This is a genomic window from Pedobacter sp. MC2016-15, assembly GCF_026239695.1.
Classification (GTDB): Bacteria; Bacteroidota; Bacteroidia; order Sphingobacteriales; family Sphingobacteriaceae; genus Pedobacter.
Genome location: NZ_JAPIVS010000001.1, coordinates 412,763 through 426,391, shown reverse-complemented (window position 1 = coordinate 426,391; position 13,629 = coordinate 412,763). Strand labels below are relative to the sequence as shown.

The window sequence follows — 13,629 nt, the reverse complement described above, 5'->3', positions numbered from 1 at the left end:
AAAGAGAGAAACAAAACAAATACAATAGATATGAGTGAGAAATTGAACATCGGTTGGATCGGACTCGGCAATATGGGTACGCCAATGGTAAAAAATCTGGTTAAAGCAGGATTCGACCTTACAGTATACAACCGCAGTGCGGATAAAACAGAAGCCCTTGCCAAAGAAATAAACATCAAAGTAGCACATTCTCCTGCAGACCTTGTTGCGGCTTCTGATGTGATCTTCACGATGCTGAGTGACGACAATGCGGTAAAACAGGTCTATGAAGGTGAAAACAACGTTTTTTCTGTAGCTGCCGGCAGAGAGCTCACGATGGTGGATATGAGCACGGTATCCCCGGAGACTACAAAATACCTCGCAGGACTGTGCGCAGAAAAAGGAATCTCTTACCTGGATGCACCCGTAGCGGGCAGTGTAAAACCTGCTGAAGAAGCGCAACTGGTGATCATGGTTGGCGGTGATGAAAATGTGTATGAGAAGGTAAAACCTGCCTTTGATGCACTGGGCAAGATGTCCGTATATCTCGGTGAAAACGGGAAAGCCAATGTAGCCAAGTTGTCGGTAAATCTGATGCTGGGCATTGTAGCGCAGGGTTTGGCAGAAGCCGTAATCTTCGCGCGTAAAAATGGACTGTCGGCAGAGCAGTTGCTTCCGCTGATCAATGCCAGCGCAGTAGGGGGCGGAATGACGAAGATGAAAACTGAAAATATCATCAACAATGATTTCAAACCTGCCTTTGCGTTAAAGCTCCTCGAAAAAGATATCAGGCTTGCTACAGAGAATGGCATGGATACGCCGGTAGGGCAGTCGTTATACAGCACCTTGCAGGCAGCCAAAGCGAATGGGCATGGTGATGAAGATATGATCTCCGTGTTAAAGTTTCTCAGCGCAGAATAGAAATATGGGATTCAAGATTTTAAGGTTTATATTTTTTGGTAACTACTTCGTAGGCTTACTGGCCGTCGCCTTAACGATTGAATCCACCCTGCAGCTCGGATTACCCTTCAATTCTCTGAGCTATTATACACTGCTCTTTCTGGCACCCATTATTTATTATACCTATGCGTATATGGGTGCCAAAAGCAGCGAAAACACCCAAAATCCAAGAACGGCCTGGTATGGCAAACACCACAGGTTTATTTACTGGAGCCAGATCAGCCTCAGTGCCATCGCTTTTGTGGTATTCCTGTGGATGCTCAGCCGCGATTATATGGCCATACTGCAGCTTCCGCTGGTATACTGGATAACCGTGGCCGTTGTCATTGGTATGGCTATCCTGTACTATGGGCTGGTGCCCGTTTTCTTTTTTAACCTTAACCTCCGTAATACAGGCTGGTTAAAACCCTTCATCATCGGATTCATCTGGGCCGCTACCGCAAACCTGCTGCCGCTGATCCTGCTGAAAATAGAGTCAGCTGTAGATTTCACAGAATCCCCCTTATGGTTCTTTCTGTTTATCAAAAACTGGATGTTCTGCACCGTGAACGCCATCATGTTTGATATGAAAGATTATGAAATTGATTCCAATGCCCATCTCAAAACCTTTACGGTACGGATAGGTATCAGAAAGACCATCTTTTATATCCTCATCCCATTGCTGTTGCTCGGGATATTATCATTACTGGTCTTTGCCTATTTCCAGCATTTCGCCCCCGCAAGGATTATCATTAATCTGATACCTTTTATACTTACCCTGCTGGTGGCTTATTCAATGGATAACAAAAAGAATATTTTTTATTATTTGATAGTAATCGATGGGTTAATTATGGTCAAAGCCATTTGCGGCAGCCTGGGGATGTTACTGATATAAACGAAAAGCCATGCAGAACAACTACGACCCCATTGCCCGGTATTACGATGTGCTCAGCAGGCTGGTTTACTTTCGTGCACAGCTGAGAGCGCAGACCGATCAGCTGCACCTCATCCCGGCAAATAGCAAAATCCTCATCGCCGGTGGCGGAACAGGATGGATACTCGAAGAGATCAGTAAAATCCGTCCGGAAGGTTTGGAGATCACCTATATAGAGATCTCCGAAAAAATGCTTCAACTCTCCGGGAAACGAGATGTAAAAGCAAACCATGTCACTTATATCCACGCTGCTGCAGAAGATTTCAAAACTTCAGAAAGCTATGATGTCATCATCACCGCATTCCTCTTTGATAACTTCTCAAAAGATAAGATCAGCATCGTATTTGATATACTCAACAATACCCTCCGCGAAAAAGGACTCTGGCTCTTCTCAGACTTTTATTATACCGCCAGCGAAGGTAAGTTATGGCAAAAGCTCATGCTCAAAGCCATGTACTTTTTCTTCCGCTGCATTTCCAAAGTTGAAACCAACACCCTGATCAATACCGAAGCCATGTTTCAGCAGCATCACTATCACCAGATGCAGGTGAAAAAGTACTACTCCGGATTCATCAAATCCATAGTTTATCAAAAATCTTAATACCCTTTCAAAAAACTTATTTTAATCACATTTTAACTTAAGTGTAAAGCGAGTGTAACCACAATGTAACAGTACTATTGTAACAATCGTGCAGGTAATCTTTTTTGCAGCACCAGATGCCCTATATTAGAGAAATGGCGATTTAAACTCCTCCAGGCCACAATTATTTGAATTTAATAAGTATTGATTTGAACGGAATATGTTCCTGACCATGCTTGTCATTTACATTTGTTGTGTACTAATAACACTAAGTAGAACACCGATTTAATTTAATTGAATTAATGATGCCCCGATTACCCGTATCCACCCTTCTATGTTGTTCTTTTTTGTGCGCTAATATAGCTGTCGATGCTCAGACCTTAAATATGAAAGAGGCCATAAGTACTGCGATAGCGAATTACGGAACCATCAAGGCAAAAACTAACTACGTCAGCGCCTCTAAGGAGACTGTCACCCAATCCAAAAGAGAGTACCTGCCCAACTTCAGCCTGTCGGCGCAGAACGCTTATGGAACTGTAAACGGACAGACAGGGCCTTTTGCGCCCATCGGCCTTGGGCTCAATGCTTCATCGTCAGGGCCAACTCTGCCATCTCAGAGCTGGAATGCCGCTTTCGGAGCATTATACCTCAGCAATGTGAACTGGGAATTTTTCACCTTCGGACGTATCAAAGAGAGAATCAAAGTTTCCAAACAACAATTGCATCGTGACGAGAATGATCTGAGTCAGGAGATCTTCCAGCATGAGATCCGCGTTTCGGCTGCATACCTCAACCTGCTTGCTGCACAGCGCATCGCCAAATCGCAGCAGCGCAACCTGGAAAGAGCCATTGTATTTAAAGATAACGCAGTTGTCCGTGCTAAAAACGGACTGATCGCAGGCGTAGATTCGGCACTGGCCATCGCACAGGTTTCCAGCGCAAGGATGCTCCTTACCAACGCGATCGACCTCCAGCAGGAGCAGGCCAACAAACTAGGGGTACTTCTTGGTGTTACTGCCACAGATTTTACGCTGGATACCGCATCCATTAATCACGTGCCACATGCGATCTTATTAAAAGATACCAGCAGCAACCTCAGTCAGCATCCTACACTCAAATATTTCAGAAGCAGGGTAGATGTCAGCAATGAGCAAACCAACTATTACAAAAGGTTAATGTATCCAACCTTTACCTTCTCAGGGGTGTTACAGGGCAGGGGATCCGGTTTTGATCCTAACTATGCGACCAACCAGAATGCCTTTACACACAGTTACAGCGATGGAATCAATCCTACCAGGGGTAATTACCTGTTTGCCGTAGGGGTAGTGTGGAATTTAAGCTCCATCCTAAAGACCACCCCACAGGTCAGGGCTCAGCGTTACACCACCTACGGACTGGAGAACGAGTACAACCTCGCCGATCAGCAGCTGCATTCGCAACTGGCACTGTCTGAGACCAAGATTCAGAATGCCATGGCCAACTATATGGAAGCACCGGAGCAGGTAAAGGCTGCAGCACAGGCTTATCTTCAAAAGAGCGTCCAGTACAAAAATGGTTTAGCCACCCTCGTAGATCTTACACAGGCCTTGTTTGTACTCAACCGGGCAGAGACCGACAGAGATATTGCCTATACCAATGTATGGCAGGCGCTGCTGATCAAATCTGCCGCTGCGGGAGATTACAATCTATTTATTAACGAATTTTAAGCCGTTCCTCAAGATATGAATTTAATACGTTTCGCACTGCGCAAGCCTATCTCCATCATGGTGTTTGTTGCAGGGATGCTATTCTTCGGAATCAGCGCCATGACCAGCATCAAGGTAGATATCCTGCCACAGATGAACCTGCCGGTGATCTACATCGCGCACCCCTTTGGTGGGTATACTCCGGAGCAAATGGAAGCTTATTTCGGTAAGAACTATGTGAACATCCTGCTTTTCGCCAACGGCATCAAAAGCATTGAGACCAAGAACACACAAGGTCTGATGCTCATGAAACTCACCTACTATCAGGGAACCAATATGGCCCAGGCGGCAGCCGAGCTCAGTGCCTTGTCGACCAGGGCTCAATCGCAGTTCCCGCCGGGCTCACAGCCACCTTTCGTGATCCGTTTTGATGCCTCGTCATTGCCTGTAGGTCAGCTGGTACTCAGCAGTCCCACCAAAACCAATGATGAACTGCAGGATCTCGCCAACACCTTTGTGCGTCCATCCTTCACCGCTGTTCCCGGATTACTTGCACCGGCACCATCCGGAGGTAGCCCGCGTTCCATCGAGATCAACGTAGATCCCGGATTGATGCGTTCTCATAACCTTACTGTAGATCAGATTGTTAATGCCATTAAGGTAAACAACCAGACTGCACCTTCAGGAAACGTCAGGATAGGAGATATGAACTATATCACCCCTACAAATTATACGATCAATAAAGTAAAGGACTTTGAAAACATCCCCCTGTTTAAGGGCGCTGTGCAAAATATATATCTAAAGGATGTCGCTGTTGTGAAGGACGGTGCCGATTTAACACAGGGATATGCCCTGATCAATGGCAAGCGTTCCGTATACCTGAACATCGCAAAATCAGGCGATGCTTCTACCTGGGATGTCGTGAAAGGCTTAAAGGCCAATCTGGCAAAAATCCAGAACACCCTGCCGGAAGATGTAAAGCTTTCGTATGAGTTCGACCAGTCGGTTTACGTAATCAACTCCGTAGAAAGTCTGATCAAAGAAGGGGTAATCGGTGCGGTACTCACCGGATTGATGGTATTGTTATTCCTGGGTGACAGACGTGCGGCACTGATCGTAATCCTCACCATCCCGACGTCCATTATCTCGGGAGTACTCTTCCTCAAATTATTCGGACAAACAATCAATATCATGTCCCTCTCAGGTTTAGCCCTCGCGATTGGTATCCTCGTCGATGAGTCTACAGTAACCATAGAGAATATCCACCAGCATTTTGATATGCATAAGCCCAAGGCACTCGCCATCTGGGATGCCTGTAAGGAGATCGCCTTTCCAAAGCTGCTGATCCTCTTCTGTATCCTGGCGGTATTCGCCCCGGCATTTACCATGACAGGTATTCCAGGAGCATTGTTCCTGCCACTGGCGCTTGCAATTGGCTTCTCCATGATCGTGTCTTTCCTGCTTTCACAAACTTTTGTGCCGGTTATGGCCAACTGGCTGATGGTTGCACATCCGATCAAACATGAGAAAACCGACGACAGCATCACTGAGGATGAAGACCAGTTTAACCAAACGGGACTTAGCCTGGAATCGGAACATCACCTGGCCGACCAGAAAAAGATCCTCGTTGATAAAACGCAGTTCAATCACAACCAGAAACTGACCAAGTTTGACAAATTCAGAAATGGGTTCATGAACATCATCAACGGGATGTTCAAATACACCAAGACTGTGGTCATCACTTATATTGTACTCATCATCGGCCTTGCCGCATTGTTGCTGGTAAACATCGGGCGTGATGTACTGCCAAGAGTAAACGGCAGTCAGTTTCAGCTCAGGATGCGTGCCCCTGCAGGTACCCGTCTGGAGCGTACCGAGGAGATGTCCAACAAGATCCTTAAAGAAATCCAGAATATTGCCGGTGCAGAACACGTAGGTATATCCTCTGTGTATGTGGGGCAGCACCCTTCACAGTACTCTGTAAACCCTATTTACCTCTTCATGGGCGGTCCGCACGAAGCCGTTTTCCAGGTATCACTGAAAGAATGGGAAGGAGATATGGAAGAGTTCAAGGATGAGCTCCGTGCCCGCACCCGTAAGATGATGCCTGATGTAAAACTTTCTTTCGAACCTATCGAGATGACAGAGAAAGTATTAAGCCAGGGATCACCAACACCTGTTGAAGTCAGGATTTCAGGTAAGAATAAAAAGCTGAACGAAGAGTATGCGGGTAAGGTGCTTTCAAAATTGAAAGCCATCAATTACATGAGAGATGTACAGATTGCACAGCCATATAAATATCCTGCGCTGAACGTAAATATCGACAGGGTACGTGCGGCACAGCTGGGGGTCGACCTCAATGATATCTCCCGTTCACTGGTAGCCTCTACTTCATCATCCCGTTATACAGAAAAAAATACCTGGGTTGATCAGAAAGCAGGTTTATCCTACTCTGTACAGGTGCAGGTGCCTTTTAATCAAATGATGACCAAGGATGATATGGGCGAAATACCTGTGCTTCCAAATATGAGTAGGCCAACGCTCAGCGATGTAGCTACCATTTTGCCTGATACAACTTATGGCGAGGCCGATGACGTAGGTGCAACACCATTCCTGTCCGTTACGGCTAACATGCGTAATACCGATCTGGGAACCGCAAATAAGGATGTGAGCAAAGCCATTGCTACAATTGGCAAACTGCCGAGGGGAGTAACCGTTGAACAGATCGGTATGGGTAAAGTGCTTGATGAAACGTTGCTGAGCTTACAAAACGGACTGTTTGTGGCCATCGTGGTGATCTTCCTGATGTTATCCGCCAACTTCCAGTCGTTCCGGGTACCGATTGTGGTGCTTGCCACCGTACCGGCAGTAGTGCTGGGCTCATTGGTGGTGCTGATGCTCTGGGGTTCAACCCTCAACCTGCAATCTTACATGGGTATCATTATGTCGGTAGGGGTGTCTGTGGCGAATGCCGTGATGCTCATTACCAATGCGGAGGAACTCAGACAACAGAATGGGGATGCATTGAAATCTGCACGTGAAGCTGCAGGATTGCGCTTACGCCCGATCATCATGACCAGTGCGGCGATGGTTGTAGGTATGCTGCCAATGGCGATAGGAGAAGGAGAAGGTGGGGACGCGATTGCACCACTGGGAAGAGCTGTAATCGGCGGACTGATCGCTTCAACTTTTGCAGTACTGCTGATCCTGCCGATGGTATTTACCTGGGTAATGGGTAAAGTTCCTTTGAAATCACCGTCCTTAGATCCTGAAGATGAAGAAAGTGAACATTACATCAAAGGTTTACAGGAAGCCAAATAAAGCAACAGCACCCAGATATTTAAATAAGATTAAGAACATTAGATTATACATAGATGAACACAACGATATTCCGCCGCAGCACAGTTTTATTCAGCAGTCTTGCTTTTGCAGCTATTCTGAGCAGCTGTAGCCATAAGGAAGAAAAGAAGGACCCGGGGACAGCAGAAGTAGCCATCCCCACTTTTTCACTAAAGAAAGAAGCCATTTCCACTTCCCTGAAAATGCCGGGCGAACTGATCGCTTACCAGCAGGTAGATTTGTATGCCAAGGTGAGCAGTTTTGTGAAAACACTGAATGTGGATATAGGTTCGGAAGTGACCAAAGGTCAGCTGCTGATGACGCTCGAAGCACCGGAAACAACTTCGCAACTGGCTGCTGCAGAATCCAGGTTACGCTCGCAGGAAGCCATCTCCACTGCCAGTAAGGCTACGTACGACAGGTTGCTGGAAACAAGTAAAACTCCGGGAACCATTTCTACGAACGACCTGGATCAGGCGATAGCGAAAAGAAACTCCGACCTGGCACAGCTCAACGCAGCAAAAGCGGCCTACAAAGAAGTGGGAAGCACGATTGGCTACCTGCAGATCCGTGCGCCATTCAGCGGAGTAGTATCTGCGAGAAATGTGAACTTAGGCGCTTTTGTGGGGCCTACAGGTTCAGGATCTGCATTGCCGATCTTTACCATCCAGGAGCAGAAACACCTGAGGCTGGTGGTTTCCATTCCGGAATTGTATACCGGATACCTGACAGATGGGGATGTGGTAAGTTTCAGGGTTAAGTCTAAACCGGATGTGCTGTTTACAGCCAAAGTAAAAAGGTTATCAGGAGCCCTGGATTCGCGTTTGCGTGCAGAAAGAGTAGAAATGGATGTGCCTAACCTTGAGAAAAAGCTGCTGCCGGGCATGGTGGCAGATGTTTCTATTCCTTTGCCGGCAAATGTGAGCACTTTTATCGTACCTAAGGGTGCAATTGTAGACGGACCGGAAGGAATTTATGTGATCCGTGCAAAAGATAACAAAGCGGAGATCGTAACCATCAAAAAAGGTCGTGAAACGGATGATAAGGTGGAGATTTTTGGAGATATCGCTGAAGGTGATCAGCTCGTGACTCAGGCATCTGAAGAAATTCGTGCCGGACAACCTATCAAACCATAAAATTACAATCAAAACAGAGGGACATACTGGAATTTTGCGCAAATTTATGGCGTGAAGAAAAGTATGTCCCTCCTGGAATTCTATCAGATGTTTGCTGCAAACAGACCCGATGTGATTATTCCCAAATCTACCCTCGATGTTCCCAACGGGCATTTCAACGTTTTCAAACGTCTGGGCTACTGCACACTCAATCCTTCACCCTATAACAGAAGGGATTTTTATAAGATCTCCCTCATCCTGGGCAAGGGCGTCCTCCATTATCCGAATGAAAAAATTGTGATCGATGGCCCTGCGCTGCTGTTCAACAATCCTACTGTTCCCTATTCCTGGGAGACCACCTCCGAATTTCAGTCGGGCTACTTCTGTTTGTTCAATGATAGTTTCATGCGGCAGCATTCGCAGCGTACCAACGATTCTATGCTGCAGAAGATTCAGGATGTGCCTGTGTTTTATCTCGATGAGCTGCAGGTGATGGCTGTCAGCGCGATATTCGAGAAGATGCTGACAGAAATTGATACGGATTATCCTTATAAATATGATTTGATACGTAACTACGTTAATCTCATTATCCATGAGGCGATGAAGATGCAGCCGAGGGAGGATCCGGCAGGGAAGACGCACAATGCAGCATCACGTCTTTCATCACAGTTTTTTGAGTTACTGGAAAGACAGTTCCCAGTGTATTCTTCAGACCATGTGCTGGAGTTGCGCACGGCAAATGCTTTCGCAGAGCGATTAAATGTGCATGTAAACCACCTCAACCATGCCGTAAAAGAGATTACCGGAAAAACTACCTCGGATCATATCGCTAAGAGAATTGCCAATGAGGCGATATCTCTGCTCACCCATACCGAATGGAATGTTTCTGAGATCGGCTATTGCCTGGGCTTTGAATATCCGGCCAACTTCAACATGTTCTTCAAAAGGCAGATGACTGTCGCCCCAAAATCCTATCGTGAAGCACATCATGAGCTGAGCGGTCCGCGCAAAAGGTGAAAAAACAATTTGATAAATTCTTCGTTATCATTGCATAGTAGCAGTTGAAAAGCCTTCTTCAGGGTAATCAGCGTGATTTAACATTTTTTAACAGCTGAAAATCAACTGATACCTGTGAAATCGACTTAGGTCATTGGATTTGATGATTTTAGATCGTAGATTGTGAAATCAATATCCTGTTCAAGAATAGAAAAGACTTTTAGGCCCGGCGCGATACATATGAATGATATTAAAAAGAAGTCTTTTTATATACTTGTCTTATCAAATTTTTTCTTTTTTATCAGTGCTTCCGCCCAGAACACGATCGTAACTGGTATCATCACCGATGCTAAGGACAAATCTCCTTTGCCTTATGTGACGGTGTTGTTTAAAGGTTCACAGCTGATTACCAAAACTGATGCTGCCGGAAATTACAGGCTGAGCAATGCCGGGGCATTCACGCAGATACAGGTGAACTATGTGGGTTATAAATCCCAGGTGCTCAACATCAAAGCCAATACCACACAAACAATTGATATCAGGCTCCAGGAAGAGTCGCAAAGCCTCACAGAAGTGAAGATCAGTGGCGCCAAAAGAGCGCGGTACCGCAATAAAGATAATCCTGCCGTAGAGCTTATCCGTAAAGTTATTGAGCATAAGCCGATGAACAGGCTGGAGAGTGAGAAAACGGTGGAGTATCAGCAGTACGACTGGATGCAGTTTTCTCTCAGTAACCTCAGTGATAAGTTTAAGAATAAAAAGATATTCCGCAAATATCAGTTCCTCTTTGATGAGCAGGACTCCACAGCCGTTGGAGGTAAGAATATCCTCCCGGTTTACCTGAGGGAGCGGCTTTCCCAAAACTACTACCGCAAGAACCCGGAGAAAACAAAGGTGATCATGCTGGCGGATAAACATGTGAACTTTGATGAAAGCCTGGTGGATAACAATGCCATAGGTACATATTTCGAAAGGATGTATGCAGACGTGGATATCTACAAGAACAACATTACTTTCACCAACAGCCAGTTCCTGAGTCCGATTGCAGATGCGGCACCGGCATTTTATAAGTTTTTTATCACCGATACGGTCAAAACGCATACCCCGAATCTGATTGAGTTATCTTTCATCCCAAGGAATGAAAACGGGCTGCTCTTCGAAGGCCGGATTTATATCACCATGGATGGCAGGTACGCCGTGCAGGATGCCTTTTTAAAGACGGGCAAGGGGGTGAACATCAACTTCATCCGGGCGATGGAGGTGAAGCTGAACTTTGAAAAGGATACCGCCAGTAAGTATCATATGAGTAAAAGCCATCTGCTGGTAGATTTTGGTCTGGGAAAAGAAGGGGGCAGGGGTTTCAAAGGGGAGCGGACGGTAATCATCAAGGACTACAAATCCAATGTGGAGCATCCCGACAGCCTGTACCGCGGCGAAAGCCTGGTGCTTGCGCCTGATGCAGAAAAGCGGTCGGACCAGTTCTGGGCAGAAAACCGTCTGGATTCTTCGGCAAAGGATAAGATGAAGATCTACAGCAATATTGATACGCTGGGGCAAATGAAATCCTTTAAACGCCTGATGGATGTGGCTTCGATTCTGTTTATTGGTTACAAACAATTCGGCACGATAGACGTAGGGCCCTTTTATAGTTTTTACAGTTTTAATAACCTGGAGGGTTTCAGGCTGAGGTTCGGAGGAAGAACAACGACCGACTTCAGTACGCGCTGGTACTTCTCGGGATATGGGGCCTATGGCTTCAAGGACGAGAAATGGAAATATTATGGCAGTGCGGCGTACTCGTTGAATAACAAGTCAATTTATAAGTTTCCACAGAGTTTTATCCGTGTGAGTTATCAAAGGGATGTGGACATACCGGGCGACGAGTCTAAAACGGCGGTGCCGGAAGATAATATTGCTGCTTCGTTCCGGCGAGGCGTCAATAACCAGTTTATCTACAGTGAGTTTTACCGCGCGGAGTACATGCAGGAATATGCCAACCACTTTTCCTTCAATATTGGTTTCAGACGCTGGAGGCAAACTCCTGCAGGAACGCTGCTGTATGAGAGTTTCGACCAGAATAATCAATTGATACGTGCCGATCATATCACAAGTGCCGAATTCAACCTGGAGCTGCGCTATGCACCTAAGGAACGTTTCTATCAGGGCAAGACTCAGCGGGAGCGTACGATAGAGAAATATCCCGTGTTTGAACTGAACTTCGCCTCGGGCATGAAGGGGGCTTTCGGAGGGCAGTACGAATACCAGAACCTGATCGGAACAATTGATAAGAGATTTTATCTTTCACAGTTCGGCCGCTCAGATATGAGGCTCGAAGGAGGGTATATCTTCGGGAAGGTGCCTTTTCCGCTGCTGGATATTCACCATGCCAATCAGTCGTATTCTTATCAGGTCTACGCCTATAACCTGATGAACTTCCAGGAATTTGTGAGCGACCACTATGTGAGCCTGAATGTTGACCACAATTTTAACGGATTTATATTCAACAGGATACCCTTGTTAAGGAAACTAAAACTTCGTGAATACGCTACTTTTAAAGGGCTGATCGGCGGCATCAGGGATGAGAATGATCCAAATATTCATCGTAATCTGCTGCAGTTTCCAAAAAATGAAGAGGGCGTTGCCAGGACGTACTCGCTGGGTAAGGAGCCTTATATCGAAGGTAGTATAGGGATCGGGAATATCTTCAAGGTGCTGCGTCTGGATATGGTAAAGCGTTTCAACTATCTGGATAATCCGGGAGTATCGGAGTATGGGTTGCGGGCAAAGGTGCAGTTTGAGTTTTAAAATACTTCGTTCAGTCCTACAAAAACACCTCTGGCACCATAATTTCCTACACCGTAATCGATACACAGGTTGGAGCGGGTGTGTTTATCAAACAGGATGCGCAAACCTGCGCCCGCACCAGGTTCCCAATAATTGAACAGCTTTACGCCCGACTGGTTACTTGCTGTTTCTACGTTTAAAAAGGCTACCCCACTGATCAATTTATTCCTGGTAATGGGAAAGCGGTATTCCATCTCGTTATAAAAAAACGAAGGCCCTTTGAAACGGCTGATGGTGTAGGCGCGACCGAGTCGCTGGTTGACATCACTGCCTGTACCGGGCAACTCCAGATAGGGTACGGAGCCGTTTAGCAGGTATGATCCCCAAAGCCAGTAGGCGAGTACCTGCTCGGGGTTGTTGCGCGACAAACCCCAGTATTTCCTCACTTCAGTCTTCAGCTGTAAAGCGCTTTTTTCACTGCCCAGCCATTTCTGATTGGAACGTAGTATCAAATCCACATACAGCCCTTTGTACGGTCGGTAGGGCTGATCGCGCGTATTATACTGCAAATTGATCAGTAAGCCGTTGGCGTAATAACTATGCGGCGGATAGCCGTTTTTCATACTGTAATGATAATTGTATGTTTTGATACCTTCCGCACCATTCAGCTCTTCATCGATATCGCCATAGTAGTTAAATGTGAGTCCGGCGCCAGCGTAAAAGTTGGGCATAAAGCTGCGGTAAACGTATTCACTCAAGCGCATAAACTTATACCTGATCTGTATCTCCGGGGTTTTAAAACCGGTGCCCAGTCCATGATCCAGCACAATGGTTTTTCCGAGGTTATAACTTCCCTGGATATTCCATTTATTACCTCTGGTATAAACATTATGTGTCAGCTGCAGCAGGGCGAGCTCATTGGTAGAAATGGTGGCGAAAGCATCAAAAACTGATAAGGTGGTGTTATCGGGATCCCCAAGGTATTTCGTTCCGGATACATCGGCGCCAAAAGCGAAGCCTGTACTGGGGGTGTAGCCAATGGTGGGGAGCAGGGCAAGGCTGCCGCTCTTCTTGTTTCTGGGTGGCCTTTTCCTGAATTTCTGAAAGACCGCACGGTACACATCATTTACATCTGTTTGTCCTTCAGCCTCATGATCTACCGTATCTTTTGGTAACTTATACTTCGGGGTGGCGATCTCCTGTGCCAGTATCTGATTAAAGCCTGCAGAAAAGATAAAGACAATAAGTGCAGGCAGGCAGCGTTTTCTGAACACGGTG

The 13,629-nt window shown here is 46.2% G+C and carries 9 protein-coding genes; 8 read left to right on the top strand and 1 reads right to left on the bottom strand.

The window, feature by feature from the left end:
* Window positions 1–30: 30 nt before the first annotated feature.
* The 8 genes from OQY15_RS01945 to OQY15_RS01910 all read left to right on the top strand — a co-directional run bounded on the left by OQY15_RS01945 (window position 31) and on the right by OQY15_RS01910 (window position 12,372).
* Entirely contained in the window at window positions 31–900 is an 870-nt protein-coding gene (locus OQY15_RS01945) for an NAD(P)-dependent oxidoreductase (protein WP_265787060.1), read from the top strand.
* A gap of 4 nt (window positions 901–904) precedes the next feature.
* Window positions 905–1,813, top strand: coding sequence for a hypothetical protein (locus OQY15_RS01940; protein ID WP_265787058.1), 909 nt, complete (start codon window positions 905–907; stop codon window positions 1,811–1,813).
* Window positions 1,814–1,823: 10 nt separating this feature from the next.
* On the top strand, window positions 1,824–2,453 hold the full coding sequence (locus tag OQY15_RS01935) for a methyltransferase domain-containing protein (protein ID WP_265787056.1): 630 nt from the start codon (window positions 1,824–1,826) through the stop codon (window positions 2,451–2,453).
* A gap of 365 nt (window positions 2,454–2,818) precedes the next feature.
* The gene (locus OQY15_RS01930; RefSeq protein WP_265787050.1) at window positions 2,819–4,138 is read left to right on the top strand and encodes a TolC family protein; all 1,320 of its coding nucleotides are present in this window, start codon (window positions 2,819–2,821) and stop codon (window positions 4,136–4,138) included.
* A gap of 15 nt (window positions 4,139–4,153) precedes the next feature.
* A complete protein-coding gene (locus tag OQY15_RS01925) occupies window positions 4,154–7,438 on the top strand; it encodes an efflux RND transporter permease subunit (protein WP_265787048.1) in 3,285 nt (1,094 codons plus the stop codon).
* Between the two features lie 53 nt (window positions 7,439–7,491).
* A complete protein-coding gene (locus OQY15_RS01920) occupies window positions 7,492–8,592 on the top strand; it encodes an efflux RND transporter periplasmic adaptor subunit (protein WP_265787046.1) in 1,101 nt (366 codons plus the stop codon).
* 51 nt (window positions 8,593–8,643) lie between these two features.
* The gene (locus OQY15_RS01915) at window positions 8,644–9,588 is read left to right on the top strand and encodes a helix-turn-helix transcriptional regulator (protein ID WP_265787044.1); all 945 of its coding nucleotides are present in this window, start codon (window positions 8,644–8,646) and stop codon (window positions 9,586–9,588) included.
* Between the two features lie 219 nt (window positions 9,589–9,807).
* On the top strand, window positions 9,808–12,372 hold the full coding sequence (locus OQY15_RS01910; RefSeq protein ID WP_265787042.1) for a DUF5686 and carboxypeptidase-like regulatory domain-containing protein: 2,565 nt from the start codon (window positions 9,808–9,810) through the stop codon (window positions 12,370–12,372).
* On the opposite strand, the gene OQY15_RS01905 is transcribed toward OQY15_RS01910, so the two are convergent.
* Window positions 12,369–13,625 carry a BamA/TamA family outer membrane protein gene (locus tag OQY15_RS01905; RefSeq protein WP_265787040.1) on the bottom strand — a complete coding sequence of 419 codons (1,257 nt, stop codon included), beginning with the start codon at window positions 13,623–13,625 and terminating at the stop codon, window positions 12,369–12,371. The genes OQY15_RS01910 and OQY15_RS01905 overlap by 4 nt on opposite strands.
* Between the last annotated feature and the right edge of the window lie 4 nt (window positions 13,626–13,629).

Coding starts and splice junctions, on each gene's coding strand:
- OQY15_RS01945 (WP_265787060.1), top strand. CDS start 31: ATGAGTGAGAAATTGAACATCGGTTGGATCGGACTCGGCAATATGGGT.
- OQY15_RS01940 (WP_265787058.1), top strand. CDS start 905: ATGGGATTCAAGATTTTAAGGTTTATATTTTTTGGTAACTACTTCGTA.
- OQY15_RS01935 (WP_265787056.1), top strand. CDS start 1,824: ATGCAGAACAACTACGACCCCATTGCCCGGTATTACGATGTGCTCAGC.
- OQY15_RS01930 (WP_265787050.1), top strand. CDS start 2,819: ATGAAAGAGGCCATAAGTACTGCGATAGCGAATTACGGAACCATCAAG.
- OQY15_RS01925 (WP_265787048.1), top strand. CDS start 4,154: ATGAATTTAATACGTTTCGCACTGCGCAAGCCTATCTCCATCATGGTG.
- OQY15_RS01920 (WP_265787046.1), top strand. CDS start 7,492: ATGAACACAACGATATTCCGCCGCAGCACAGTTTTATTCAGCAGTCTT.
- OQY15_RS01910 (WP_265787042.1), top strand. CDS start 9,808: ATGAATGATATTAAAAAGAAGTCTTTTTATATACTTGTCTTATCAAAT.